The organism is Streptomyces sp. NPDC094448 (genome assembly GCF_044763775.1).
Taxonomy (GTDB): domain Bacteria; phylum Actinomycetota; class Actinomycetes; order Streptomycetales; family Streptomycetaceae; genus Streptomyces.
On record NZ_JBIWGU010000002.1, the window covers coordinates 110,864 to 137,519 of the forward strand.

Below are 26,656 nucleotides of genomic sequence, written 5' to 3' on the forward strand. Positions count from 1 at the left end.
CCAGCACGCTCCGCCGCTCTGTCGCTCTGCCCGGCCGGCGCCCCCGCCGCCCCCGGTACCCCCTCGCAGAAGGAGTCCGCGTGAGACCCAAGCCCCGTCGCACCACGGCGGCAGGCGCCCTCGTCGCCACCGCCGCCCTGCTCGCCCTCGGTCTGCAGACCGGTGCCCAGGCCGCCGCCTCCGCCGCCCCCGCCGGCGCCGACCGCGCCCCGTCCGCCCAGGCCGACCCCGGCGCGCTCCCCCGCGCCCTCTCCCCCGCCCAGCGCACCGCCCTCGTCAAGGCGGCCACCGCGGACACTCCGGCCACCGCGCAGCAACTCGGGCTGACGGCCGACGAGAAGCTCCTGGTCCGCGATGTGGCACAGGACCGGGACGGCACCACCCACACCCGCTACGAGCGCACCTACCGCGGGCTCCCCGTCCTCGGCGGCGACCTCGTCGTCAGCGAAGCACCGTCGGGCGCCACCGAGACCGTCGCGCGCGCCTCCCGCACCGCGCTCAGCGGTCTGGACGGCACCACCGCCCGGATCACCCCGGCCGCGGCCGAGAGCCGGGCCCTGGGCGCCGCCGCCGCCGAAGGCGGGAAGCAGGCCGAAGCGGCCCGGGCGCCCCGGAAGGTCGTCTGGCTGGCGCAGGGCAACGAGCCGGTGCTCGCGTACGAGACGGTGGTCGGCGGACTCCAGCACGACGGGACGCCCAGCGAACTGCACGTCGTCACCGACGCCGGTACCGGCGCCGAACTCTTCCGGTGGCAGGCCGTGCACACCGGGACCGGCAACACCCAGTACAGCGGCCAGGTGACGGTCGGCTCGGTCCAGTCCGGCAGCAGCTTCCAGCTCACCGACGCCGGACGCGGCAGCCACCGCACCACCAACCTCAACCGGGGCACCAGCGGCACCGGGACCCTGTTCAGCGGGCCGGACGACATCTGGGGCAACGGACAGGCGGCCGACACCGAGACCGCCGCGGCGGACGCCGCCTACGGCGCCGGGCTCACCTGGGACTACTACAAGAACGTCCACGGGCGTTCCGGAATCCGCGGCGACGGGGTCGGCGCGTCCTCCCGCGTCCACTACGGCAACAACTACGTCAACGCCTTCTGGCAGGACTCCTGCTTCTGCATGACGTACGGCGACGGCGCCGGCAACGCCAAGCCGCTGACGTCCATCGACGTCGCGGCCCACGAGATGACGCACGGCGTCACCTCGAACACCGCCCGCCTCGTCTACAGCGGTGAGTCCGGCGGTCTGAACGAGGCCACCTCGGACATCTTCGCCGCCGCGGTCGAATTCCACGCGGCCAATCCGAACGACCCCGGCGACTACCTCGTCGGTGAGAAGATCGACATCCGGGGCAACGGGACCCCGCTGCGGTACATGGACCGGCCCAGCCGGGACGGCTCCTCCAAGGACGCCTGGTACTCCGGTATCGGCAGCATCGACGTCCACTACTCCTCGGGACCGGCGAACCACTGGTTCTATCTGCTCTCCGAGGGCAGCGGGGCCAAGACCGTCAACGGGGTCGCCTACGACTCCCCCACCTCCGACGGGCTGCCCGTGACCGGCATCGGCCGCGAGAAGGCCGCACTGATCTGGTACAAGGCGCTCACCACCAAATTCACTTCCACCACCAACTACGCCGGGGCGCGTACGGGCACCATCGCCGTCGCGACCGAGCTGTACGGGGCGGCGAGTGCCGAGGTGAAGTCCGTCACCGACGCCTGGGCCGGGATCAACGTCGGCGCCCGGCCCGGCGGCGGCAACCCGGGCGGCCCGTCCTTCGAGAACGCGGCCGATGTGGCGATCCCGGACAACGGCGCCGCCGTCACCTCCCCGGTGACCGTCTCCGGTGTCACCGGCAACGCGCCGGCCGCCCTTCAGGTCGAGGTCGACATCATCCACACCTGGCGCGGTGACCTGGTCGTGGATCTCGTCGCCCCCGACGGGACGGTCTACAACCTGAAGCCCTTCAACTCCGGCGACTCCGCGGACAACGTCCAGGAGACGTTCACCGTCAACGCCTCGTCGGAGGTCGCGAACGGGGCCTGGGGGCTCCGGGTCCAGGACCGGGCCGCACAGGACACCGGGTACATCAACCGGGTCAAGCTCACCTTCTGACGCCCCGGGCGTCCGTCCGAACCGCGCCCGGGAGGGGAGCCGCACGCCGCCCCCTCCCGGGCGCACCCATGTCCCGCGCGCACCCTCCGGGCCGCCGGTGGCCCGGGACCCCTGGACCGGGGACCCGGGACCTTAGGGTGGAGCCGTGACCGCTCCCGCCGACTCCGCCACCGCCGCCGCCGGGCCCTCTCCCGGGACGCCGCCGGTGCGCGTGCTGCTCGCCGACGACGAGGCCATGATCCGGGCGGGCGTCCGGGCCATCCTCGCGACCGAGCCCGGTATCGAGGTGGTGGCGGAGGCCGGGGACGGACGGCAGGCCGTCGAGCTGGCCCTGCGCCACCGGCCGGACGTCGCGCTGCTCGACATCCGGATGCCGGGCACCGACGGGCTGCGGGCGGCGGAGGAACTGCGCCGGGCCGCGCCCTCGGTGGGGCTGATCGTGCTGACCACGTTCTCCGAGGACGAGTACATCGCCCGCGCGCTCGCGGCCGGAGTGAGCGGCTTCCTGGTGAAGTCCGGTGATCCCCGGGAACTGCTGAGCGGGGTACGGGCGGTGGCCGACGGCGCCGCTTTCCTCTCCCCGGCCGTGGCCCGGCGGGTCATCGACCGGTTCGAGGGCGGCAGGCTGTCCCGTACCACGGAGGCCCGGCGCAGGCTGGCGCCGCTCACCGGCCGGGAGGGCGAGGTCGTCGCCCTGGTCGGTGCCGGACTCTCCAACGCGGAGATCGCCGGACGGCTGCACATCGTCGAGGGCACGGTGAAGGCGCACGTCAGCGCGGTACTGGCCCGGCTGGGGCTGCGGAACCGTGTCGAGCTGGCGATTCTGGCGTACGAGGCGGAGGCCGTGGCCAGGGACACGGCGGCCGACCCGGGCCCGAGGCCCTAACAGCACCGACAGCACCGCAGCCCACCGGCCCCCACCCCCTTTCTTCCCCTGCGGCAGAGTGGGGCCATGCGCCGCGAACGAATCCGCCGTACCGCCCCCGGCCTCGCCCTCTGGGCGGCCGTGAGCGCACCCGTCCTGCTCAACGGAGGCCGAAGCGGTGCCGGAAGCTGGGTCCGGCCGTGGACCGCGGACTGGGCGGGTACGGGCTGGGCCACCGCCGCCGGAATCGTCCTGCTCGGCGCCGCCGTCGCCGCGGGACGGCGGTTCCCCCTGGCCGCGCTCGGTACGGCCCTCGGCCTCGGCGCCCTGTACAGCACCCAGCTGATCACCCCCCAGTACAGTGCCGCGCTCGTCGTGTTCGCCTTTCTGGCCGGCCGCCGCTCGCCCCGGGCCCGTCCGGCGCTCGCCCTCTTCGCCGCCGTCACGGCTCTCGGTCTGGTGCTGACCCTCGCCGCCGGTGACGAGCCGTGGATCTGGTTCATGCAGGTGGCGGCGGTCCTGCTGGCCGTGGTGGTGCCGTGGCTGCTGGGCCGTTCGGTACGGCAGTACGCGGACCTGGTCCGGGCGGGCTGGACCCTGGCGGACCGGCTGGAGCGGGAACAGCGGGCCGTCGCGGACCGGGAGCGGCTGCGGGAGCGGTCCCGGATCGCCGGGGACATGCACGACTCCCTCGGCCATGAACTGTCGCTGATCGCCCTGCGCGCGGCGGCCCTGGAGATCGACCGGGAGCTGGGCGGACCGCAGCGCGCCGCGGCCCGGGAGCTGAGGCTGGCGGCGGCCGGGGCGACCGACCGGCTGCGGGACATCGTCGGGGTGCTGCGCACCGGCGAGGAGGGTGCGCCGACGGCGCCGCGCGACGAGACGGTACGTGCGGTGGTGGAGCGGGCCCGGGCCTCGGGTCTCTCCGTACACCTCGCCGAACCGGCCGCCCCGGCCGCTTCCCCGACGGCCGCCGGCCCTGACTCCGGACCCGGTCCGGACCCGGACCCCGGCTCCGGCTCCGGCTCCGGGGCGCCCGGCGCCGCACCGCTGCCGGAGATGACCGACCGGGCCGTCCACCGCGTCGTCCAGGAGTCCCTCACCAACGCGGCCCGGCACGCGCCCGGCGCGGAGGTGACGGTACGGGTGGTGCGCCGGGGCGGCGAGGTCGGCGTCACCGTCACCAACGGCCCCGCAACCCGCCCGGCGCAGGGCCCCGTATCCGGCGGCACCGGGCTGGTCGGACTCCATGAACGCGTCCGGCTCGCGGGCGGCACGCTCGTGCACGGTCCCGCGCCGGACGGCGGCTTCTCGGTCACCGCGCGCCTGCCCGTCGACGGGGCACCGCTGCGCGACACCGCAGCCCCGTCCGGGCCGGCCCCCACCGCCGCCCGCGAACTCGACCGGGCCCGGCGGCGGGTCCGGCGCGGGCTGCGGCAGGCCGTGCTCGTACCGGCGGCGGTGGCGGCGGTACTGGGGCTGCTGATGGCCGGCTTCGACCAGTACACGAGGATGCGGACGCTCGTTCCGCACGCGGTCTACGACGCGGTCCGGATCGGCGACCTCCAGTCCGAGGTCACCGCGCGCCTGCCCGGACAGGCGCTGCCCGGACGTCCGGCCGGGACCGATCCGGAACCACCGGACGCGGACCACTGCCGCTACCACCGGGCGGACCTGCTCCGGGACGCTCCCGCGTACCGCTTCTGCTTCACGGAAGGCCGCCTCTCCTCCAAGACCCTGGTCACGGACGTGCCCCGGGAGGAGGACCGGGACGCCTCCCCCTGAGCAGGCGGCGGGGCCCCGAGGGACCGTCAGGAGTCCGCGCGGCGCCGCGCTTCCTCGATCCGGCCGAGATAGCGATGGGTCCAGTCGCAGATGCCGTCGACCGTGCCGCGCAGGGCCCGGCCGGGCTCGGTCAGGGTGTACTCCACCCGCGGCGGCACGGTCGGATACACCTTCCGGTCGACCAGGCCGTTCCGCTCCAGCATGCGCAGGTTCTGCGTGAGCATCTTGTGGCTGATGCCCTCGACCTCGTTCCGCAGCTCGCCGAAGCGCAGAGTGCGGTCGCCGAGCGCCTCGACGATCAGGAGCGCCCACTTGTTGGCGACGTCCGAGAAGATCTCCCGGGCCAGGGAGTCCGCGCGCCGCAGATCCGCGTCCTCGGGCAGGCCCTGGAGTTCTTCCTTGGTCACCATCAGGTTCCTCCGTCACCAAAAAGTGCGTTCTTCCAGGTCAGTCCAGACTCTCCTATGGTTTCCGAGTAACCGCAAGAGAGCGGATACACGAGAGCGACAGCAAGGAATGAACCCTATGACCGCCCTTGACTCCTTCCAGCTCGGCATACCCGCCGAGAGCGACTTCGGCTACAGCCAGGCGATCCGGTCCGGCACGCTGATCCATGTCTCCGGGCAGCTCGCGTTCGCCGATACGGGCGAACTCCTGCACCCGGACGACTTCGCCGCCCAGCTCCGGGAGACCTACGCCCGGACGGACCGGATCCTCGCCCACTACGGCGCCACCCGGAACCAGATCGTGTCGCAGACCCTGTATCTCGTGGGTGTGCAGCGGCACGCCGAGGCGGGGACGGCGGGCAACCGCGCCTACTTCGGCGGCCACCGCCCGGTCAGCACGGTCGTGGGCGTCACCGAGCTGACCTTCCCCGGCCAGCTCGTCGAGATCTCCTTCGTCGTCGACACGGAGCTGCCCGCCTGAGCGCCGGGCTGGGTCCGTTGCGTTCGTCGAGTTCGCCGAAATCGCTGAAATCGTCGAGTTCGTCGAGTTCGTTGGATTCGTCGAGTCCCGTCCGGCCGGGGGTCAGCGCGCCCCCGGCCAGGCGACCAGGCCGAGATCGGCCGGGGACGCCAGCAGCGGATGGGACGGCAGGACCCGGATGGTGTAGCCGAAGGCGCCGGTACGGTCCAGGGGCAGCGGCCCCTCGTACACCACCCGCCCCTCCAGATCCGGACCGCCCGCGGGCTTCAGGGGATAGGGGCGGGCGTCGGTGATCGCGTCGTCCGCGTCGACGCGACCGGCGACCGCCTGCACCTCCACCTCGTCCGGAGTCAGATCCCCGAGCGCCACCCGGACCCGCAGGGCCAGCACCACGCCCAGTTCGGCGGTTCCGGCGGGGGCGTGCTCCACCGCCTCCACATGGTCGACGGCCACCTTCGGCCAGGCGCCCCGCACCCGGGCCTTCCAGCCGGCGAGATCGCCCGCGGTCGCCGCGTCCAGGGCCCGGTGGGCACCGGCCGCGGGGGCGTACAGCCGCTCCACGTACTCCCGGACCATCCGTCCGGCCAGGACCTTCGGGCCGAGAACGGCGAGGGTGCGGCGGACCATCCCGACCCAGTGATGGGGCAGTCCGCCCGGTCCCCGGTCGTAGAAGCGGGGCGCGACCCGGTTCTCGATCAGCTCGTAGAGCGCGGCCGCCTCCAGATCGTCCCGGCGGTCCTCATCCATGGCAGACACAGCAGACACGGCGGACGTACCGTCGCCGTCGGCCGTGGGGATCGCCCAGCCGAAGTCCGGCTCGTACCACTCGTCCCACCAGCCGTCGAGGACGGAGAGGTTGAGGCAGCCGTTGAGCGCGGCCTTCATTCCGCTGGTGCCGCAGGCCTCCAGCGGGCGCAGCGGGTTGTTCAGCCAGACGTCGCAGCCGGGGTAGAGCTTCTGCGCCATGGCCATGCCGTAGTCGGGCAGGAAGGCGATCCGGTGCCGGACCCGTGGGTCGTCCGCGAATCGCACCAGTTCCTGGACGAGGCGTTTGCCGCCGTCGTCGGCGGGGTGGGCCTTGCCCGCGACGACGATCTGGACGGGGCGTTCGGGGTGCAGCAGCAGGGACCGCAGCCGGTCGCGGTCGCGGAGCATCAGGGTGAGGCGTTTGTACGAGGGGACCCGGCGGGCGAAGCCGATGGTGAGGACGTCGGGGTCGAGGACTCCGTCGACCCAGCCGAGTTCGGCGGCGCCCGCGCCGCGCTGCCGCCAGGAGGCCCGGAGCCGGGTCCGTACCTCCGTCACGAGCTGTTCGCGCAGTTCGCGGCGGAGTTCCCAGATCTCGGCGTCGGGGATGCCTTCGACGGCGTGCCACAGTTCGGAGCCGCCGACGGTGAGCGCGTCCTCGGCGCGGCTGGCCCCGATCCGGCGGGCGCCGAGCCGGAAGACCTCGGGGGCGACCCAGGTGGGTGCGTGGACGCCGTTGGTGACGGAGGTGATGGGCACCTCTTCGGTGTCGAAGCCGGGCCACAGGCCGGCGAACATCCCGCGGCTGACGGCGCCGTGGAGGGTGGACACGCCGTTGGCGCGCTGGGCGAGCCTCAGTCCCATGACGGCCATGTTGAAGACCTGGGGGTCGCCGCCGGGGTAGGTCTCGGTGCCGAGCCGGAGGATCCGGTCGACGGGGACGCCGGGCAGGGCGCCGCGGTCGCCGAGGTGGCGGGCGACGAGTTCGCGGTCGAAGCGGTCGATCCCGGCGGGGACGGGGGTGTGGGTGGTGAAGACCGTGCCCGCGCGGACGGCTTCGATGGCGGCGTCGAAGCCGAGTCCGGCCTCGCCCGCCTCCCGGATGCGTTCGAGTCCGAGGAAGCCGGCGTGGCCCTCGTTGGTGTGGAAGACCTCGGGCTCGGGGTGGCCGGTGAGCCGGCAGTACGTACGGACCGCGCGGACGCCGCCGATACCGAGCAGCATCTCCTGGAGCAGCCGGTGCTCGCTGCCGCCGCCGTACAGCCGGTCGGTGACATCGCGTTCGCCGGGCCCGTTCTCCTCGACGTCGGAGTCGAGCATCAGCAGGGGGACGCGGCCGACCCGGGCGACCCAGACATGGGCGCGCAGCGAGCGTCCGGCGGGCAGGGCGAGGGAGATCTGCGCGGGGCTGCCGCCGGGCTCCCGCAGCAGGGTGACGGGCAGCTCGTCGGGGTCGAGGAGGGGGTAGTGCTCCTGCTGCCAGCCGTCGCGGGAGAGCGACTGGCGGAAGTAGCCGTGGCGGTAGAGGAGGCCGACGCCGATCAGGGGGGCGCCGAGGTCGCTGGCGGCCTTGAGGTGGTCGCCGGCGAGGATGCCGAGACCGCCGGAGTACTGCGGGAGGGCTGCGGTGACGCCGAACTCGGGCGAGAAGTAGGCGACGGCGGCGGGGAACTCGGCGGCCCGGGGGTGGGTCTGGTACCAGCGGCGGCCGTGCAGATAGTCGTCGAGGTCGTCGGCGGCGGCGGTGAGGCGGCGCAGGAAGCGCCGGTCGGCGGCCAGCTCCGCGAGCCGCCCGGCCGGTACCGCCCCCAGGAGCTGGACGGGGTCTCCGTCGCAGGCCCGCCAGCCGTCGGGGTCGACGGCCTGGAACAGATCACGGGTCTCGGTATGCCACGACCAGCGGAGATTGCGCGCCAGGTCGCTGAGCGGGCGCAGGGCTTCGGGCAGGACGGGTCGGACGGTGAACCGACGGATGGCCTTCACGCTCCCACCTTCGCAGGAGCGACCCCCATCCCCGCGGACGCCCGCGCTCCCCCGCGCGCCGCGGGTCTCCTGCGGAGGGCGGGGGCGGGCACCGGGGTGAGCGTCCCCGGCGGGCGCGGGCCCCCCGGGCTCCGGCCCAGGCCCGCCGCCCGTCCTGCGGCGCGGGCCCCTCCGGCCCCGGGGGCCGTGACCGGTGTCGGCCCGGCGGCCCCGGCCCGGCGGCCCCGGCCGGCTCCGGCTCCGGCTCCGGCTCCGGCTCCGGCTCCGGCTCCGGCAAGACCCTGCCGCCGTGCCTGCGGGGCGGGCGCCGCCCCTTGGCCGTACGGCCTGCTCCCCGCGGGCGGGGTGACCGGTGTCGGCCCCGGGCTGCCGTACGGACGGCTCGCCGCGCCGTCGTCCGCGGCCACCGGCCGGGCGGGTCCTGTCGGCGGGACGGTACGGGCCGGGCGTCAGTCCAGGGCCGGGGGGCGGCCCGGTTCGTACGGGGAGCCGAGGTTCACCGTCGCCGGGTCGAACGCGCCCTTCGCCGCGTACCGCGCCGCGATCTCCGCGCGTTCCCCGGGCGGGATGACCTCGTCGATATCGGTGAAGCCGCCGGGGGCCCGCTCATGGGCGAGGGCGATCACGACCTCGGGGCCGTGTCTCCGGTTCGCCTGCTGGATCTCCGTCATGGCGGGGCGGCGGTGGGCCTCGTAGGCGGCGAGCGCGTCGGTCGGGTCGCGGTGCACGGAGAGCGCCTGGGCCAGCGCCCTGGCGTCGACGACGGACTGGGTCGCACCGTTGGAGCCCGCCGGGTACATCGCGTGGGCCGCGTCGCCGATCAGGGTGGTACGGCCGTGGGACCAGCGCTCCAGCGGCTCCCGGTCGACCATCGGGTACTCGTACGCCGCATCCGCCGCGGACACCACGTCCGCCACATCGACACCGCCGAACTCCCAGCCGCGGTAGTGGTGGGCGACCCGTTCGACGGGGATCCGGCGGTCCCAGTCGCCGCGGTGGGCGCCCGGGGACTCGGCGGCGGCCCCGGCCCCGTCCCGGGGCGCCGATTCGGCGGCCACCTCGGCGGGGATGGCGAGGGCCCAGTTCACCGGGACCGTTCCGTCCTGCGGATCGGGTGCGGCCATCGGGTAGACGACGGCCTTCTGCCGGTCGTCACCGGCGATGAACATGAACGTTCCGGCCCGTTCGGCGGGTATCCGGGAGACGCCGCGCCAGATCAGCTGGCCGTTCCACGGCGGTTCGCCCTCGCCGGGGTTGAGCCCGGCGCGCACGGCGGAGCGGATCCCGTCGGCGCCGATGAGGACGTCGGGTTCGAGGGAGCCGCTGCCCCGGTGGACACCGTCCCGGTGCTGGATGCGTACCCGGGGGCGGCCGTGGGGCTGCTGTTCCACGGCGGCCACCCGGACGCCGGGGACGAGTGCCTCGGGGCCGAGCCGCTCCCGTACGGCGTCGGCGAGGACGCTCTGGAGGGCGCAGCGGCCGATGGAGAGCTGGGGCCAGCGGTATCCGGCGGCGAGACCGCGGGACTCGGTGGAGATCAGTCCGCCGCTGCGGTGGTAGTAGCGCAGTTCACGGGTGGCGAGGCCGCGGGCCGACAGTTCGCCGATGAGCCCCAGTTCGGCGAGTTCGCGTACGGCGTTCGGCATGATGTTCAGCCCGGCGCCGACCGCGCGCAGTTCGCGGGCCGCCTCGACGACCGTGACCGCGGTGAATCCGGCGCGGTGGAGCGCGAGCGCCGCCGTGAGCCCGGCGATACCGCCGCCCGCGATCATGAAGTGGGTCATTGTTCCGTCTCCCCGGCCTCTCCGGTCCCTGCCCGCCGGACGCCCCGGCTGCTGCCGTCGCGGCCCTCACCGCCGCTCCGGCCGTCGTCTCCCCCGGGTCTCCCGGGGCCGACGCTCCCGCCGCAGGCGCAGCCCGCGGCGGCGGGCCCGCACGCGTCACCGGGCCCGCATGCCTCGTTTCGGGCCCGTCCCCCGGCGCGTGCCGGTTCGACGGCCCGGCGCACGAAGGTTTCGTTGTCGCGCGTCAGGTCGAGTACGGCGCGCAGCAGTTCGAGGGGCGCGCCGCCGCTGCCCTTGTCGTACAACCGCACTTCCTCCGCGTACGCCTTGCGCGCCACGGTGATGTGACGGGCCCGGAACGCCTTGAGGATACGCAGCACCCGTACGAGTGAGTAACCGGATCGCACCAGATGGGCGGGGGGCCGGCCGGCCTCGGTCTCCCAGCTGACGGCGGCGGAGAACTTGGAGACGGCGGAGGTCCCGCCGCGGTGGGCCGTGTAGTGGGTGCGCCACCCCGGGAGGGTGTAGCGGACGGATTCGGCGAGGAACTGCTCGTACGAGCGGTCGCTCCGGTCGCACTGCCAGAGCGTCAGGTCCACCAGCCAGAGGGGGACCTGGGCGGCGGCCGGGCCGAGGTAGTCGACGCCGTCGACGCCGATCTCCTCGAAGTAGGGGCGGATATCGGTGGCGAAGACCACCGGGGGGACGTGGGCGATGGTGAAGTCGATGGATTCGACCATCGGGCCGAGGGAGTCGGCGATCCGGTCGAGGGCGGTGGCGAATCCGGGGTCGTACGGTTCGAGCCCGGCCAGTTCGGCACAGTGTTCGAGGGCGGCGACCAGTCCGGGTATCACCATCCGGACGGCGTCCTGGAGCCGGGCTTCGGCGGTCAGTCCGGTGTAGGTGCGCAGGCGTTCGCCGGGCGGGTTCCAGGTGGTGTAGTGGTGGACGGTGTCGCGCGGCACCATGTCCGTGATCCGGCCGAGGCGTTCGAGTACGGGCAGGACATAGGGGACGGCGGCGACCGGCTCGGTGCCGTGGCGTTTGAGGGAGCCGAGGAACATGCCCAGGTCGCGCATGGCGGCGAGGGCGTGGGGGACGTCGTAGCGGGCGACGTCCCCGGGTTGGGGGAGCAGGGCGCGCAGGGCCGCGGCGAGCGCGGGGACATCGGCGGCGGCGTTCATCGCGGGGAGCCGGGCCAGGGACGGATCGGCGCCGAGCGGATCGGCGGCCCGGATCTCGGGAATGCGGAAGTACGGTTCGGTGCGTGCTGCGAAACCGGGTACGACGAGGTCGTGCAAGGTCATCGGAGGCCCCCCTCGGACACATCGCGACGGGAAAGAAAGTGCGGGTCAAATGGACGGTCGTACGGGGGCGGCCCCCCGCCGCCCGGCGCGGTACGCGCCCGCACGCCTGCCGTGCGCCCCTCACTCCGGGGTGCCGCGGCGCTCCTGTCCGGCCGCGCGGCCGGTGGCAGGCCCCGGTAAGGGCCCGTGCCCGGGGCTGGTCGGGCCCCTGGTGACGGATGCGGGCCGGACTGCGGGGCCCGGTCCGGAGACGGGGCGGGACGGCTCGCCGGACCCTGGACCTTGGGTACCCGCGGCCGTCGTACGCAGTCGTACGGGCGGGAGCGCGGCCCGCACCGCGCTCCCCGTGCCGGGGACGGGCGCCGGGCGGGCGCCGTGCTTGCGTACCGGCGCGCCGGAGCCGCCCCCGGCGCGGGGGGCGGCCGTGGCGGAGGCCCCCGAGGCCCGGTGACGGCCGGGCCGGGGGCCGCGAACGGGCGCGGGGCCGGTGTCGCGTACGGCTGCCGGCGCGCCGCCTGCCGCGCCGGGGCAGGGTCGCAGCCCGGGAAACCCGGGAAGCCGGGGCAGCCCGGCAGACGGGGCAGAGGGGAGGCGTACCGCGGGGAAAACGCTGTCATCGCGCGCGTCGCCGGTCCCCGCGGGGCCGGGCGGCTCCGCGGGGAGGCCGCCCGGCGAGGGCGCGTGCGTCACCGGCGGATCCCGCCGCCGGCGCCTCCCGCCGTGCTCACCCCGGGCCCCCGGCCGGGGCCGGTCAGGTCGTATCCGTCGAGGCAGGCGCGGGCGAGCCGCTCGCAGTCCTCCGCGCCGCCGGCGCCGTGCTGCATCATCAGATAGATGTGCGGGGCGCCGTGGTAGAAGCGTTCGTACTGTTCGTGCCGGGAGGCGAATTCGGATCCGAGGGCGTCCCAGACCAGTTTCAGCAGCTTCACCCGGTCCTCGGCGGTGCTCTCCGGCGAGTTCAGGTACGGCTTCATCAGGGGGCCGAGTTCGGGGTGGAGGAGGTCGTCGCCGGATGCCGGGAGCTGGATGACCGCCCCGCCGGCCAGGCTCTTGATCTCCTGGACGGCGCGCGGGTACAGCTCACCGGCCATGATGCGCTGGGCGAACGATATCTCGGTGCCCGGGGCCACTCCGCCGCAGCCGCCGTCGACCTCCTCGAAGGAGGCTTCGGCGGCCAGGACGAACGCCTTGGCCTGGGCGACCATGCCGAGGAGCCGTCCCACGGACTGGTTGACGGCGGGCAGTCCATGGGTGCCGTTGTCCCGGGTGAGCAGGATCGCGAGCCCGGTGAGGAACTCCAGTTTGGTCCAGAAGCGGGTGGCGGCCTGGTGGACGAAGTTGAGGTAGGCGGGGGTACCCCACCACATCGCGGCGGTCGCCGCCGTGTTCCGGTAGGTCAGCACCCGCTCCCAGGGCACGAACACGTCGTCGCAGACGAGCATCGCGTCGTTCTCGTCGAAGCGCGAGGAGAGCGGATTGTCGAAGACGCTGCGGGCCCGGCCCTCGTACGAGGTCCGCGAGACCAGCTTCAGTCCGGGTGTGTCGACGGGCAGGGAGAAGCAGAGGGCGTGTTCGACGTCGTCCGGGGCGAGCGGTTCGATGGTGCCGACGATGATCTCGTCGGCGAAGACCGCTCCGGAGCCGATGGTCTTGGCGCCGCGCACCACGACGCCCCCGTCGCGTTCGGCGACGACCCGGACCAGGGGATCGTCGCCGCCGGGCCGGGGGCGGGGGTTGGTGATGGTGAACGCGCAGTACAGATCGTTCTCGGCCAGTCTTCGGTGGTACGCGAGAACGTTGTCCGACCCGTCGAAGGTGTCCGTCGTGAAGAGCCGGGGCAGGGCCGCGAACCCCGCCGCGCCGCTCGCCATGTAGTCGGGGGTGCGGCCGAGGAAGCCGTAGCTCGCCTCCGCCCACACCTTGTAGGCCTGGCGGCGGGCCACCAGATCGGCGTGGCTGCGGGGGACCGCGTACGCCCGGTGGATCCCGTCACTGGTGAGCACCGGGCTCTGGTCGGAGGCGTGCGCCAGGTCGTACAGGCCCGCGATGGATGCGGCGGTGCCGCGGAAGGCGGGGTGGGAGGACACGCCCTTGACGCGTTCGCCGTCCAGCCAGATCTCCCGGCCGTCGTCCAGCGCATCGAGATAGTGCGATCCAGACCTGATCAACGTTTCTCCTCAAACGGAACACATCCCCCGTCCGCACCGAGCCTCACCCGGTCCGGGACGGCTGGGCAATGAGAGAGCGTCCAGTGGTGATTAAGAACCAGCCAACCGTGCGGCGGCCGGACGGTTGCCTGACCGGTATTCGCCGGGGGTCACACCGAACCATTTGCGGAAGGCCAGATGGAAGCCGACGGCGCTCTGGTAGCCGACCCGGTGCGGCACCGCGGACTGGGGCAGCGACGTCTCCCCCAGCAGCCGGGCGGCCTCCTGCATCCGCCGTCCGGTGAGATGGCGGGCGGGTGCCTCCCCGACCAGTTCCCGGAAGGCGGCGGTGAAGGCGGAGCGGGACATGCCGACCTCGCGGGCCAGTGACTCGATGGTCCAGGGCTCCGCGAACCGGGTCGAGATGATCACCATCGCCTTGCTGATCCCCGGATGCCGCAGCAGGGGCAGCGTGGCGGGGTTGTCGGCGAGTTCCCGCAGCAGCGGCCGGAGCGCCAGCACCAGCGCCATTTCGAAGGTGCGCAGGGTGACCAGCCGGTCGCCGGGGCCGACCGGGCGGTCGGTGGTGGCGAGCAGCCGGAGCGTGTCCCGGAGCAGCGGCTCCTGGTCGACCTGGGAGCGGTCGAGGACCAGGGCCCAGGGCAGGGCCCGGTAGAGCCCGCCGGCGGCGGACGCGTCGTAGTGGAGGCCGGCGCAGAGCAGCCTGGCCACCGGGCCCTCGCCGTCGATCCGGATCTCGCCGGAGGTGCCCGGTTCGCGCTCGGGCAGCACGCTGCCGAGCGCGATCCCGCCGCGCCGGTCGGGGTGGTCGGAGAGCCGGTGCGCGGTTCCGGTCGGGAAGACCGCGAGATCGCCCTCGTGGAGCCGGAAGGAGGTCCGCCCGTCCCCGGTGATCCAGCAGTCGCCTTCGGTGATGAAGTGCAGGACGGCACAGCTCTCCTCGGCGTCGCCCTCGATGGCCCAGGGGCCGCGGAGGTTCCACCGGCTGTCGAACACGCCGGTGAGCCGCAGTGGCCGCATCAGCTCGCTCAGAAGGTCGTCGCCCTCGGTCCGGGCAGTGTCAACAGAGTCCATTGGACGATCCTTCAACCTCCGACCCGGTTTGTTAATTGATCGGCCGAAGCCGCCGCCGCGAGCCTGGAAGAGCGGTACCCGGCAGCGGCCTCAACCTTATCGAAGGGCTCTTCAGACATATGTCCGATCACATTCCGATGCGCGTGGCTGTCGTGGGGGCGACCGGCTTCCAGGGCGGCGCCACCGCGCGGCTGCTCGTGGAGCGGGGCCATCAGGTCCGTACCCTCAGCCGCCGGCCGGAGGGTGAGCGGCCGCAGCTGCCCGGCGTCTCCTGCGGCGGGGGTGACCTGGGGCGTTTCGAGGATGTACGGCAGCTGTTCGAGGGCGCCACCCATGCGGCGGTGGTGCTTCCGCTGGTCTACCAGGCGGAGAAGGTCCTGCGGTACGCGCAGAACATCGCGCGGGCGGCCCGGGAGTCCGGGGTGCGGCGGCTGGTGTTCAACACGAACGTCCGGATCCCGGACCGGACGACGAACGTGGTCGGCTTCGAGACCCGCCGGCTGTCGGAGACGGTGTTCCGGGAGGGGCTGTCGGGCAGCGGGGTGGAACTGGTCGTGGTCCGGCCGCCGGTCTATCTCGACAATCTGTTCAGCCCGTGGAACGGTCCGGCGCTGATGACGCAGGGCGTGCTGGCCTATCCGCTGCCCGAGGACGCGCGGGTGGCGTGGCTCTCCCACCGCGATCTCGCCGAGGCGGTGTTCGCGGCCCTGACGGTCGACGGGATCGCGGGCCGCGCCTTCGACATCGGCGGACCGGCCGTGCTGACCGGACCGGAGCTGGCCGAGGAGTTCGGCCGCGGACTGGGCCGCGAGGTGCGGTACGTCCCCCTGGAGCCGGCGGTGTTCGAGCAGGGGCTTTCCCATCTGCTGGGGGCGGAGGCCGCGGCGGGTGTCTCCGGTGTCTACCACTACATGGCGGCGGGCGCGGACCCCTCGCTGCTGACGGGCGACGAGGGGCTGTCGTCCGCCGCTCTGTCGGTGAAACCCGCCGGGGCCGAGGAGTGGGTGGCCCGCCAGCCCTGGCAGATGTGGACCGAATCGGAGCACTCGTATGACGCATAACACCCTCTTCCCTGCCCCCGCGCCGTTCCGCCCCGGGGCGAAGGAACCGAGCTGGGAACTGCTCCCGTCCTGACAGGGAAGGCTCCCGAGCCCCGTACGGCACCGTGCCGTACGGGGCTCGACGCCGTTCCGGGCCGGGTGGAGGGGCCCGTCGGCGGGGCGTTGCGCCCCCCGGGTGAACGCGCCCCCCATCGGTACGGGCCGTCCGCGTCCCGGGGCGGGTCTCGGTAATCCAGCGGTTACAAATAGGGGCAACTTTCATGAAAAGCCGCATAGCGCTACGGCGTGCCCGCGTGCTGCCTCTGTACTGCCCGTACCGCCCCCACAGGTGAGCCCATGATCGGTCGGATCCCCGTTCTGGACGTCAGTCCTCTCGTCGACTGCGGGCGCAGGCCCGCCAAGGCGGTGGTCGGTGAGGCCTTCGAGATCCGGGCCACCGTGTTCCGGGAGGGACACGACGCCGTCGCCGCCAATGTGGTGCTGCGCGATCCGGCCGGACAGCCGGGGCCGTGGACGCCGATGCGGGAGTCGGCGCCGGGGAGCGACCGGTGGACCGCGGTGGTGGTGCCGGACTCCGAGGGGTCCTGGAGCTACGCCGTGGAGGCCTGGGGCGATCCGGTCGCGAGCTGGCTGCGGGAGGCCGGGATCAAGGTCCCGGCCGGGATCGACACCGAGCTGGTGCTGGAGGAGGGGGCCCGGCTGTACGAGCGGGCGGCGCGGGACGTGCCCAAGAACGACGGGCGGGAGGCCGTGCTCGCGGTGGTGGACGCACTGCGGGACAGCGCGAAGCGGCCCCGGGCCCGGCTGGCCGCCGCGGCCGGTGCCGGGGTGGCCGCCGTCCTCGCCCGGCATCCGCTGCGGGAACTCGTCACGATCTCCCGCCCGTTGCCGCTGCTGGTGGAGCGCCGCCGGGCGCTCTTCGGGTCCTGGTACGAGCTGTTCCCGCGCTCCGAGGGGGCCGTGGTCGCGCCCGGCGCGCCCCCGGTCCCGGGCACCTTCCGGACCGCCGCCGAACGGCTGCCCGCCATCGCCGCGATGGGCTTCGACGTGGTGTACCTGCCGCCGGTGCACCCGATCGGGACGACCCACCGCAAAGGCCCGGACAACAGCCTGACCGCGGGGCCGTACGACGTCGGTGTGCCGTGGGCGATCGGCTCGGCCGACGGCGGGCACGACGCGCTCCACCCCGACCTCGGCACCTTCGCCGACTTCGACCACTTCGTCCGGACCGCGCAGGCGCTGCGGATGGAGATCGCCCTCGACTTCGCGCTCCAGTGTTCGCCCGACCACCCCTGGGTCACCGAGCACCCCGAGTGGTTCCGGCACCGGGCCGACGGCACCGTCGCGTACGCCGAGAACCCGCCGAAGAAGTACCAGGACATCTTCCCCGTCGCCTTCGACGCCGATCTGCGGGGTCTGGTCCGGGAGACGGTGCGGATCCTGCGCTTCTGGGCGGAGCGGGGGGTGCGCATCTTCCGGGTGGACAATCCGCACACCAAGCCGGTGGTGTTCTGGGAGCAGGTGATCGCGGAGGTCAACGGCACCGATCCGGACGTGATCTTCCTGGCGGAGGCGTTCACCCGCCCGGCGATGATGCGGACGCTGGCCGCGGTCGGCTTCCAGCAGTCGTACACCTACTTCACCTGGCGCAACACCAAAAGCGAGCTGACGGAGTATCTGACCGAGCTGACCGGGGAGAGCGCGGCGGTGCTCCGCCCGAACTTCTTCGTGAACACCCCGGACATCCTGCACGAGACGCTCCAGCGCGGCGGCCGGCCGGCCTTCGAGGTACGGGCGGTGCTGGCCGCGACGCTCTCGCCGTCGTGGGGGATGTACGCGGGGTACGAACTCTGCGAGAACACCGCGCTGCGGGAGGGCAGCGAGGAGTACCTTCGGTCGGAGAAGTACGAACTCCGGCCCCGGGACTGGGAGTCCGCCGCCCGTGAGGGCCGGACGATCGCCCCCCTGATCACCGCGCTGAACCGGATCCGACGCCGCCATCCGGCGCTCCAGCAGCTGCGGGACCTCCACTTCCACGACACCGACAACGACGCGGTGATCGCCTACTCGAAACGATCGGGCCAGGACACCGTGCTCGTCGTCGCGAACCTCGACCCCCACCACACCCAGGAGGGGACGGTCTCGTTGGACATGCCGCGACTCGGCTTCGCATGGCACGAGACCGCCCCGGTGCGCGATCTGCTCACCGGTGAGACCTATCACTGGGGCAGAGCCGCCTTCGTGCGCCTGGAGCCGGGCGTCACGCCCGCGCACATCGTGGCTCTGCGACCGTCCCCGCCGATCGGAGGGTCACCCACACCATGACCGTCAACGAACCCGTCCACGACCTGTTCGAGGACACCCCCGCGAAGGACCGCGACCCCGACTGGTTCAAGCGGGCCGTCTTCTACGAAGTACTCGTCCGCTCCTTCCAGGACAGCAACGGGGACGGCGTCGGCGACCTCAAGGGCCTGACGGAACGCCTCGACTACCTCCAGTGGCTCGGCGTGGACTGCCTCTGGCTGCCGCCGTTCTTCAAGTCCCCGCTGCGGGACGGCGGATACGATGTCGCCGACTACACCTCCGTACTGCCCGAATTCGGCGATCTGGCCGATTTCGTCGAGTTCACGGACGCCGCCCACCAGCGCGGTATGCGGGTCGTCATCGATTTCGTCATGAACCACACCAGTGATCAGCACGAGTGGTTCCAGCAGTCCCGCTCCGATCCGGACGGACCGTACGGCGACTACTACGTCTGGGCCGACGACGACAAGCGGTACCCGGACGCCCGGATCATCTTCGTCGACACCGAATCGTCGAACTGGACCTTCGACCCGGTCCGCCGCCAGTACTACTGGCACCGGTTCTTCTCCCACCAGCCGGATCTCAACTACGAGAACCCGGCGGTCCAGGAGGAGATCATCTCCGCCCTCCGGTTCTGGCTGGACCTGGGCATCGACGGATTCCGGCTGGACGCGGTGCCGTACCTCTATCAGGCGGACGGCAGCAACTGCGAGAACCTGCCGGCCACCCACGAGTTCCTGAAGCGGGTCCGCAAGGAGATCGACGCCCACTACCCGGACACGGTGCTGCTGGCCGAGGCCAACCAGTGGCCGGAGGACGTCGTCGACTACTTCGGCGACTACGCGGCCGGCGGCGACGAATGCCATATGGCCTTCCACTTCCCGGTGATGCCGCGGATCTTCATGGCGGTGCGCCGCGAGTCCCGCTATCCGGTCTCGGAAATCCTCGCCAAGACCCCGGCCATCCCGTCCGGCTGCCAGTGGGGCATCTTCCTGCGCAACCACGACGAGCTGACCCTCGAAATGGTGACGGACGAAGAGCGCGACTACATGTACGCGGAGTACGCCAAGGACCCGCGGATGCGGGCCAATATCGGCATCCGGCGCAGGCTCGCGCCACTGCTGGACAACGACCGCAACCAGATCGAACTCTTCACCGCCCTGCTGCTGTCCCTGCCGGGCTCGCCGATCCTCTACTACGGCGACGAGATCGGCATGGGCGACAACATCTGGCTCGGGGACCGGGACGCCGTCCGGACCCCCATGCAGTGGACCCCCGACCGGAACGCGGGATTCTCCTCCAGCGACCCGGGGCGGCTCTATCTGCCGACCATCATGGACCCGGTCTACGGCTTCCAGGTCACCAATGTCGAAGCCGCGATGAGCAGCCCTTCGTCACTGCTCCACTGGACCCGGCGCATGATCGAGATCCGCAAGCAGAACCCGGCGTTCGGGCTCGGCTCGTACACCGAACTGGCCTCGTCCAATCCGGCGGTGCTCGCCTTCACCCGGGAGTACCAGGACGATCTGGTGCTCTGCGTGCACAACTTCTCCCGGTTCGCCCAGCCGACCGAGCTGGATCTGCGGGAGTTCGCGGGACGGCGGCCGGTCGAGCTGATCGGCCAGGTCCGCTTCCCGGCGATCGGCCAGTGGCCGTATCTGCTGACGCTGGCGGGCCACGGCTTCTACTGGTTCCGGCTGCGGCGGGACCAGTCGACGGAGCCGGAGCCGGCCGCGTCCGTGGGAGCCGGCCCGGTCTGACGGTACGGAGAACCCTGGTCCGAGCCCCCGGCGCCCCGGCGCAGGGGGCTCGCCCCGTCCCGGCGGAACCCGGCCGCCGGACCCCGGCCGCCGGAGCCCGTGCACACCCTTCCGGACGGCGGCGGCTCCGAGGCCGCGACACCCCAAAGCGGGAGCGGCTCCGCGCGCCGCCGGACTGTCGCCGCAAAGATCCGGAACACTCTGGGCATTCGTATATTTGCGACATATGCACCATATGCGACATACACCTCATGAGTTTCACCAGAGGGAAGGGGCACGTTGCCAATGTCGGAGGCTGCTGCCACCCGGACCCCCGTCGCCCGTCCGTCACCGCTGCTCACCTCCCTCGCCCCGCTGCTGCGCTCCTGGCTGCCGGACCGGCGCTGGTTCGCCGGGAAGGGGCGCCCGGTCACCGGCTTCTCCCTGGTGTCGGCGGCCGAACTGCTGCCGGTGGCCGGAACCGGGCCCGGGGCCGAGGGGCCCGGTCTGCTGCATCTGCTGGTCGCCGTCCACCAGGACGAACCCGGGGCCACCGGCCCCGGCCGCCCGGCGGACTGCTACCAACTCCTGCTGGGCGTCCGCCGGACGCTGCCGCCGCGGCTCGCCCCGGCGCTGATCGGCCGTCCGGCGACCGGACCGCTGGCGGGCCGCACGGTGTACGAGGGGCTGCGCGACCCCCGGCTCACCGAACTCCTCCTGGAACGGCTGCGGACCCCGGGCCCCCACGGCCCCCTCCGCTTCGCCCGCTCCGCCGGCGCACCCGCCGTCCCCGGCGGCCTCCCGGCCCGCCCCCTCGACGCCGAACAGTCCAACACCTCCCTGGTGTACGGCGATGCGTACATCCTCAAGGTGCTGCGCCGGGTCGAGCCCGGCCCGCACCCCGATCTGGAACTGCCGCTCGCCCTCGCCCGCGCGGGCTGCGACCGGGTGCCGCTGCCGGTCGCCTGGTACGAGTCGGCGGACCCGCACCCGTACACCCTCGGAGTCCTCCAGCCCTATCTCAGCGGCTCCCGCGACGGCTGGCAGCTCGCGCTCGAAGCACTGGCGGCGGGCCGTCCGTTCACCGGTGAGGCCAGGGCGCTGGGCCGGGTCACCGCCGAGGTGCACGCCGCGCTCGCCGCCGAACTGCCCACGGTCACCCTGGGGCCCGCGCTGACCACCCGGCTGGCCGCCGGAATGAGCAGCAGACTCGACGAGGCCGCGCTCGCGGTCCCCGCCCTGCTGCCCTATCTGCCCCGGCTCCGCACCGCCTTCGACGCACTCGCCGCCCTCGGCCGGTCCACGGCCGGCACCGGGCACCGCGTCCAGCGCGTCCACGGCGACCTCCACCTCGGCCAGACCCTGCGCTCCGGCGCCTACTGGTCCGTCATCGACTTCGAGGGCGAACCCGCACGGCCCCTCGCCGAACGCCGCACCCCCCAGCCGCCCGTCCGCGATATCGCCGGAATGCTCCGCTCCTTCGACTACGCGGCCCGCACCCACCGCCCGTGGAACCCGTCCTGGGCGGACGGCTGCCGGGCCGCCTACTGCGAGGGCTACGCGGAGGTGTCGGGGCGCGATCCGCGCGCCGAGCCCGCGCTGCTGCGCGCCTACGAGACCGACAAGGCCGTCTACGAGGTGGTGTACGAGGCCCGGCACCGCCCCGACTGGCTGCCCGTCCCGATGGCGGCGATCGACCGGCTGGCCGCCCCCGGCTGACGCCCCCTCCCAGACCGTCCGAGACCGCCCGACGCAGCATTCGCCCTTCCTCAGCCACGCCCCGAAGGAGGCTCCTTCCGTGACCGCCGCCCGCCCTCCGTACCAGGAATCCCCCGGCACCGGCGCACCCCGCACGCCCTCGCCCGCACCGCCCGCCACGCCGTCCCCCCGGACGGTGAAGCGTCCCGCGGCGCCCGCGCGCGCCGCCCGGCCCCCGAAGAAGCCCGCGGCAGCCCCGCCGTCCGCGCCCCGCCCCGGCTCCGCCGCGCACGGCGTGCGCACCGCCCCCGCGCTCCCCGAAGCGGACCGGCAGCGCCTCCTCTCCGGCGGCCACCACGATCCGCACGCCCTCCTCGGCGCCCATCTCGGCCGCCACGGCGTCCAGGTGCGCGTCCTGCGCCCGTACGCCCGGTCCGTCACCGTGCTCGCCAAGGGCCTCCGGGCCGAACTGCACAACCACGGCGACGGGCTGTTCTCCGGGGTGCTCCCGATCCGGTCGGTCCCCGACTACCGGCTGCTGATCACCTACGACAGCCCCGACGGGCGCGGTCTGCACGAGGTCGAGACGGACGATCCGTACCGGCTGCTGCCCGCCCTCGGCGAACTCGACCTGCACCTCATCGGCGAGGGCCGGCACGAACAGCTGTGGCGGGCCCTCGGCGCACACCCGATGGTCCACCAGGGCGTCACCGGCACCCGTTTCACGCTCTGGGCGCCGAACGCGCGCGGTGTGCGAATCGCCGGCAGCTTCAACCACTGGGACGGCGGCGGCTTCCCGATGCGCTCGCTGGGCGCCTCGGGCGTGTGGGAACTGTTCGTGCCCGGCGTCGGTGAAGGCACCCTGTACAAGTTCGAGATCATGCGCCCGGACGGGACGCACACCCTGCGCGCCGACCCGATGGCCCGGCATACGGAGGTACCGCCCGCCAACGCCTCCGTGGTCACGGTCTCCCGGCACGAGTGGGGCGACGCCGACTGGATGGAGCGGCGGTCGGCCCGTCCGGCCCACGAGGCGCCGTTCTCCGTCTACGAGGTCCATCTCGCCTCCTGGCGGCCCGGACTGAACTACCGGCAGCTCGCCGAGCAGCTCCCCTCCTATGTGAAGGACCTCGGCTTCACCCATGTGGAGCTGATGCCGCTGGCCGAGCACCCCTTCGGCGGCTCCTGGGGCTACCAGGTCACCGGCTTCTACGCGCCGACCTCCCGGATGGGCAGCCCGGACGATTTCCGGTTCCTGGTCGAAGCGCTGCACCGCGCGGGCATCGGCGTGATCATGGACTGGGTGCCGGCGCACTTCCCGCGCGACGAATGGGCCCTGGCCGCATTCGACGGACGGCCGCTGTACGAGCACGGGGACCCGGTCCGGGCCGCGCACCCGGACTGGGGGACGCTCGAATTCGACTACGGGCGCAAGGAGGTCCGGAACTTCCTGGTGGCCAACGCGGTCTACTGGTGCGAGGAGTTCCATATCGACGGACTGCGGGTGGACGCGGTGGCGTCGATGCTCTACCTCGACTACTCGCGCGAGGAGGGCCGCTGGACGCCGAACGAGCACGGCGGCCGGGAGGATCTGGACGCGGTGGCCTTCCTGAAGGAGATGAACGCCACGGTCTACCGGCGCTGCCCCGGTGTGGTGACGATCGCCGAGGAGTCCACGGCCTGGGACGGCGTCACCCGCGCCACCGAACACGGCGGCCTCGGTTTCGGGCTGAAGTGGAACATGGGCTGGATGCACGACTCACTGGAGTACATGGCCCGTGAGCCGGTGCACCGCCGCTTCCACCACCACGAGATGACGTTCTCGATGGTGTACGCGTACACCGAGAACTATGTTCTGCCGGTCTCCCACGACGAGGTCGTGCACGGCAAGGGCGCCCTGGTCGGCAAGATGCCCGGCGACTGGTGGCAGCAGCGCGCCAACCACCGGGCGTACCTCGGTTTCATGTGGGCGCACCCGGGCAAGCAGCTCCTCTTCATGGGGCAGGAGTTCGCCCAGGGCGCCGAGTGGTCGGAGGCGCACGGGCCCGACTGGTGGCTGCTGGACCCGTCGTACGCGGCGGAGCCGGACCACCGGGGCGTACGGCTGCTGGTGCGGGATCTGAACACGGTGTACGGGCGGACGCCCGCGCTGTGGGAGCGGGACACCGTGCCGGAGGGCTTCGCCTGGATCGACTGCGACGCGGCCGAGGACAATGTGCTGGCCTTCGTCCGCTTCGACGCCGGAAGGGAGCCGCTGGTGTCGGTGAGCAACTTCTCGCCGGTGGTGCGGGAGGGCTATCGGATCGGGGTACCGGAGTGGGTTCCGGCCTGGTCGGAGGCGCTCAACACGGACGAGGGGCGGTACGGCGGCGGGGACATCCGCAATGGCGCAGCGGTGGCGGGCGGCGACGGTGAGCGGGGCCCGCTGGTGCCGGAGCCGGAGCCGTCGCACGGCAGGGGTTCGAGTCTGCTGCTGACGCTGCCGCCGCTGGCGACGGTCTGGCTGCGGCCGGTCCGTACCTCCTGAGGCGGTGCGCCGGGGCGGCGGGATCCGCCCCGGCGCGGGCCGTCAGGCCCTGTCCTGCCGTACCGGCTCGTCGCCGAGGCCGGGCGGCAGCGGCGCCGAGTGGACGATGCCGAGCCACTGGGTGGCCCGGGTCAGCGCCACGTACAGATCGCTGTCGCCGAAGGCCGCCGGTTCGACGACGATCACCCCGTCGAACTCCAGGCCCTTGGCGTCGCGCGGCGCGAGCAGGACGACCCGCCGGGTGAGGTCGAGGCCGCCGGCGGCCAGGGCGGACAGTCCCGGGTGGAGCGCGGCGGGCGCGATCACGGCGAGCCGGCCCTCGTCGGGGGTCTCCCGGTGTACGGCCGCGAGGACGGCCGCGGCCAGCGCGCCGGGCGCGACCCGTTCGCACCAGGGTTCGGTGCCCGTCGAGCGGACCGAGCGCGGCGGCTCGAACTCCGGGTGCACGGCCCGCCTGACGGCGGCCGCCCGCGCCATGATCTCGGCGGGTGTCCGGTAGTTGACGCCCAGCCGGGTGTGGGTCCAGCGGTCCCCGACGTACGGCCGGAGGATCTGCGCCCACGATCCGGCACCGGACTCGTCGGCGGTCTGCGCCGGATCCCCGACCAGGGTCATGGAACGGGCCGGGCAGCGGCGCATCAGCAGCCGCCAGGCCATCGGGGACAGCTCCTGCGCCTCGTCGACGACGATATGGCCGAAGGCCCAGGTGCGGTCGGCGGCGGCCCGTTCGGCCGCGGTGCGGTGGTCGGCCTCCTCGTGGCGTTCGGCCATCCGCTCGGCGTCGACGATGTCGTGCGCGGCGAGCACCTCGGACTCCTCGTCCTCGAACTCGTACGTCTCCGAACCCGCCGACAGTTCGAGGACGCCCCGCGCATAGGCGATCCGCTCCTGGCGCTCGGCCTCCTCGGCGGCGAGCCGGGCGCTGTCGTCGGCGCCGAGGAGTTCGGCGGCCTCGTCGAGCAGGGGAACGTCGGCGGGGGTCCACGGGCCGCCGGTGCGGCGGATCGCCGCCGCGTCGCCCTCGGGGAGGTAGCGCCCGGGGTCGGCGAGGAATCCGGTGACCAGTTCCTGCGGGGTCAGCGGCGGCCAGAGTTCGTCGATCGCGAGGTGGACGTCGGCGCTGGTGGCGATCTCCTTGCCGATCTGGGCGAGGTCGTCGGGGCCGAGGAGGTTCGGCCCGCCGTAGGGGTCGGCGCCGAGCCGGTCCGCGACCTGCGCGGTGAGGGCGTCCACGACGGCGTAGGCGAAGTGGGGGCGGGCGAGGTTGTGCGGGAGTCCGGTGGCGCGGGCCCGGTCCCGGGCGGCGTACGCCATCTCGCGGTGCAGCCGGAGGGTGCCGTGCTGTTCGTGGTCGACGAGCAGGGCGGGCTCGGGAAGGGTGTTCTCCGCCTCGTAGTCGCCGGGGTCGGCGAGCGCCGCGGGGTCGGAGCGGTGTCCGGGGAGCGCCGGAACGGTCTCCGGGAGGAGCTGCCGGTCGCGGACGGCCCGCGCCAGCGCGTCCGCCATGGCGACCCGGCCCTTGACGGCCGCGGACCGTACGGATTCGGTGCCGTCGGCCCGGACTCCGGGGAACAGCTCCCCGAGGCTCGCCAGCAGCACCCCGGTCTCCCCGAGGGAGGGCAGGACGTCCCCGATATAGCCGAGGAACGCCGGATTGGGCCCGACGATCAGGACGGCGCGGCGGGCCAGCTGCTCCCGCTCGGCGTAGAGGAGGTAGGCGGCGCGGTGCAGGGCGACGGCGGTCTTGCCGGTGCCGGGGCCGCCCTCGACGACCAGGACACCGCGGCGCGGGGCGCGGATGATCCGGTCCTGTTCGGCCTGGATGGTGCGGACGATGTCGGCCATCCGGCCGGTACGGGCGGAGCCGAGGGCGGCCAGGAGTACGGCATCGGCGTCATGGTCCTCGTAGCCGGTGCGGGTGGGGTCGTCGAGGTCGAGGATCTCGTCGTGGAGATCGGTGACGGTGGGGCCCTGGGTGGTGATGTGGCGGCGGCGGGTGAGGCCCATCGGCTCGTGGCCGGTGGCGAGGTAGAAGGGGCGGGCGACGGGTGCGCGCCAGTCGATCAGGAGCGGGGTGTGCTCGGGGTCTCCGTCGCGGATGCCGATCCGGCCGATGGGGCGGCTGGTGCCGTCGCGGTGGTCGATCCGGCCGAAGCAGAGTCCGGATTCGACCGCGTCGAGGGCGGCGAGCCGGTCGGCGCCCTCCCCGGCGGCGACATCGCGCTCCAGTCTGGCCTGGAGATGGGTGCCCTGGAGGGCGAGGGTGGTACGGAGGCCGGCCGCGGCCTCCGCGCGCAGTTCGGCCAGGCGCAGGAGCAGCCGGTCGAGGGTCTCCTGCTCCCGGCGCAATTCTCCGCGCTGAATTTCTTCCCGGCTTTTTCCGGCTTTTCCGGTCCCCGTACTTGACAATTCCACTCCCGCCGCGATAGCGTGTTTTAACAGCGCCTCCATGAACGGCATTCAGTTCGTTCCCATGGGAGGCCAATTCACTAATATACGCAGCCAAAGCCCTCGCCGGTCAATTCGGCGGAGGGTTTCTTTTATGTCCGGGCCCGTCCGCCGGGGCCGGC

16 protein-coding genes are annotated in these 26,656 nt (G+C 73.1%); 9 read left to right on the forward strand and 7 right to left on the reverse strand.

Annotation, left to right across the window (positions count from 1 at the left end; translation table 11 throughout):
* Nucleotides 1-80: 80 nt before the first annotated feature.
* The 3 genes from ACIQ9E_RS04005 (at nucleotide 81) to ACIQ9E_RS04015 (ending at nucleotide 4,767) form a co-directional block, all read left to right on the forward strand.
* Entirely contained in the window at nucleotides 81-2,117 is a 2,037-nt protein-coding gene (locus ACIQ9E_RS04005) for a M4 family metallopeptidase (protein ID WP_403701596.1), read from the forward strand.
* 145 nt (nucleotides 2,118-2,262) lie between these two features.
* Entirely contained in the window at nucleotides 2,263-3,003 is a 741-nt protein-coding gene (locus ACIQ9E_RS04010; protein WP_403701600.1) for a response regulator, read from the forward strand.
* Nucleotides 3,004-3,069: 66 nt separating this feature from the next.
* Nucleotides 3,070-4,767 (forward strand): sensor histidine kinase, encoded by a 1,698-nt coding sequence (locus ACIQ9E_RS04015; RefSeq protein ID WP_403701603.1) that lies wholly within the window; start codon nucleotides 3,070-3,072, stop codon nucleotides 4,765-4,767.
* A 26-nt stretch (nucleotides 4,768-4,793) separates the two neighbouring features.
* Here the strand turns inward: ACIQ9E_RS04015 and ACIQ9E_RS04020 are convergent, their stop codons facing one another.
* Nucleotides 4,794-5,177, reverse strand: a complete 384-nt coding sequence (locus tag ACIQ9E_RS04020; protein WP_403701606.1) for a winged helix-turn-helix transcriptional regulator — start codon at nucleotides 5,175-5,177, stop codon at nucleotides 4,794-4,796.
* Between the two features lie 115 nt (nucleotides 5,178-5,292).
* On the opposite strand from ACIQ9E_RS04020, the gene ACIQ9E_RS04025 reads away from it, so the two are divergent.
* Nucleotides 5,293-5,694, forward strand: coding sequence for a RidA family protein (locus ACIQ9E_RS04025; protein WP_403701609.1), 402 nt, complete (start codon nucleotides 5,293-5,295; stop codon nucleotides 5,692-5,694).
* Nucleotides 5,695-5,796: 102 nt separating this feature from the next.
* Here ACIQ9E_RS04025 and glgP read toward each other — a convergent pair whose 3' ends face one another.
* The 5 genes from glgP to ACIQ9E_RS04050 all read right to left on the reverse strand — a co-directional run bounded on the left by glgP (nucleotide 5,797) and on the right by ACIQ9E_RS04050 (nucleotide 14,757).
* The gene (gene glgP, locus ACIQ9E_RS04030; RefSeq protein ID WP_403701612.1) at nucleotides 5,797-8,424 is read right to left on the reverse strand and encodes an alpha-glucan family phosphorylase; all 2,628 of its coding nucleotides are present in this window, start codon (nucleotides 8,422-8,424) and stop codon (nucleotides 5,797-5,799) included.
* A gap of 449 nt (nucleotides 8,425-8,873) precedes the next feature.
* Nucleotides 8,874-10,208: an FAD-dependent monooxygenase gene (locus ACIQ9E_RS04035; protein ID WP_403701615.1), complete on the reverse strand. Its 1,335-nt coding sequence runs from the start codon at nucleotides 10,206-10,208 to the stop codon at nucleotides 8,874-8,876.
* Nucleotides 10,205-11,515: a monodechloroaminopyrrolnitrin synthase PrnB family protein gene (locus ACIQ9E_RS04040; protein WP_403701618.1), complete on the reverse strand. Its 1,311-nt coding sequence runs from the start codon at nucleotides 11,513-11,515 to the stop codon at nucleotides 10,205-10,207. The genes ACIQ9E_RS04035 and ACIQ9E_RS04040 overlap by 4 nt, the downstream gene beginning before the upstream one ends.
* 686 nt (nucleotides 11,516-12,201) lie before the next feature.
* On the reverse strand, nucleotides 12,202-13,683 hold the full coding sequence (locus ACIQ9E_RS04045; RefSeq protein WP_403701621.1) for a 4-hydroxyphenylacetate 3-hydroxylase family protein: 1,482 nt from the start codon (nucleotides 13,681-13,683) through the stop codon (nucleotides 12,202-12,204).
* 90 nt (nucleotides 13,684-13,773) lie between these two features.
* Nucleotides 13,774-14,757: an AraC family transcriptional regulator gene (locus ACIQ9E_RS04050; RefSeq protein WP_403701624.1), complete on the reverse strand. Its 984-nt coding sequence runs from the start codon at nucleotides 14,755-14,757 to the stop codon at nucleotides 13,774-13,776.
* A gap of 119 nt (nucleotides 14,758-14,876) precedes the next feature.
* Here ACIQ9E_RS04050 and ACIQ9E_RS04055 point away from each other — a divergent pair, with 119 nt between their 5' ends.
* From ACIQ9E_RS04055 to glgB, 5 genes are all read left to right on the forward strand, one after another.
* On the forward strand, nucleotides 14,877-15,818 hold the full coding sequence (locus ACIQ9E_RS04055; RefSeq protein ID WP_403701628.1) for an SDR family oxidoreductase: 942 nt from the start codon (nucleotides 14,877-14,879) through the stop codon (nucleotides 15,816-15,818).
* 336 nt (nucleotides 15,819-16,154) lie between these two features.
* A complete protein-coding gene (locus ACIQ9E_RS04060) occupies nucleotides 16,155-18,143 on the forward strand; it encodes an alpha-1,4-glucan--maltose-1-phosphate maltosyltransferase (protein ID WP_403701630.1) in 1,989 nt (662 codons plus the stop codon).
* Complete coding sequence (treS, locus tag ACIQ9E_RS04065; protein WP_403701632.1) at nucleotides 18,140-19,882, forward strand: maltose alpha-D-glucosyltransferase; 1,743 nt, start codon at nucleotides 18,140-18,142, stop codon at nucleotides 19,880-19,882. The genes ACIQ9E_RS04060 and treS overlap by 4 nt, the downstream gene beginning before the upstream one ends.
* Before the next feature lie 285 nt (nucleotides 19,883-20,167).
* Nucleotides 20,168-21,580, forward strand: coding sequence for a maltokinase (locus ACIQ9E_RS04070; protein ID WP_403701635.1), 1,413 nt, complete (start codon nucleotides 20,168-20,170; stop codon nucleotides 21,578-21,580).
* 79 nt (nucleotides 21,581-21,659) lie between these two features.
* Nucleotides 21,660-24,086, forward strand: coding sequence for a 1,4-alpha-glucan branching enzyme (glgB, locus tag ACIQ9E_RS04075; protein WP_403701637.1), 2,427 nt, complete (start codon nucleotides 21,660-21,662; stop codon nucleotides 24,084-24,086).
* Nucleotides 24,087-24,128: 42 nt separating this feature from the next.
* Here the strand turns inward: glgB and ACIQ9E_RS04080 are convergent, their stop codons facing one another.
* Nucleotides 24,129-26,435 carry a HelD family protein gene (locus ACIQ9E_RS04080; protein WP_403701639.1) on the reverse strand — a complete coding sequence of 769 codons (2,307 nt, stop codon included), beginning with the start codon at nucleotides 26,433-26,435 and terminating at the stop codon, nucleotides 24,129-24,131.
* Nucleotides 26,436-26,656 lie beyond the last annotated feature (221 nt).

Coding starts and splice junctions, on each gene's coding strand:
- treS (WP_403701632.1), top strand. CDS start 18,140: ATGACCGTCAACGAACCCGTCCACGACCTGTTCGAGGACACCCCCGCG.
- ACIQ9E_RS04035 (WP_403701615.1), bottom strand. CDS start 10,208: ATGACCCACTTCATGATCGCGGGCGGCGGTATCGCCGGGCTCACGGCG.
- ACIQ9E_RS04070 (WP_403701635.1), top strand. CDS start 20,168: ATGTCGGAGGCTGCTGCCACCCGGACCCCCGTCGCCCGTCCGTCACCG.
- ACIQ9E_RS04050 (WP_403701624.1), bottom strand. CDS start 14,757: ATGGACTCTGTTGACACTGCCCGGACCGAGGGCGACGACCTTCTGAGC.
- ACIQ9E_RS04055 (WP_403701628.1), top strand. CDS start 14,877: ATGTCCGATCACATTCCGATGCGCGTGGCTGTCGTGGGGGCGACCGGC.
- ACIQ9E_RS04020 (WP_403701606.1), bottom strand. CDS start 5,177: ATGGTGACCAAGGAAGAACTCCAGGGCCTGCCCGAGGACGCGGATCTG.
- ACIQ9E_RS04040 (WP_403701618.1), bottom strand. CDS start 11,515: ATGACCTTGCACGACCTCGTCGTACCCGGTTTCGCAGCACGCACCGAA.
- ACIQ9E_RS04025 (WP_403701609.1), top strand. CDS start 5,293: ATGACCGCCCTTGACTCCTTCCAGCTCGGCATACCCGCCGAGAGCGAC.
- ACIQ9E_RS04015 (WP_403701603.1), top strand. CDS start 3,070: ATGCGCCGCGAACGAATCCGCCGTACCGCCCCCGGCCTCGCCCTCTGG.
- ACIQ9E_RS04060 (WP_403701630.1), top strand. CDS start 16,155: ATGATCGGTCGGATCCCCGTTCTGGACGTCAGTCCTCTCGTCGACTGC.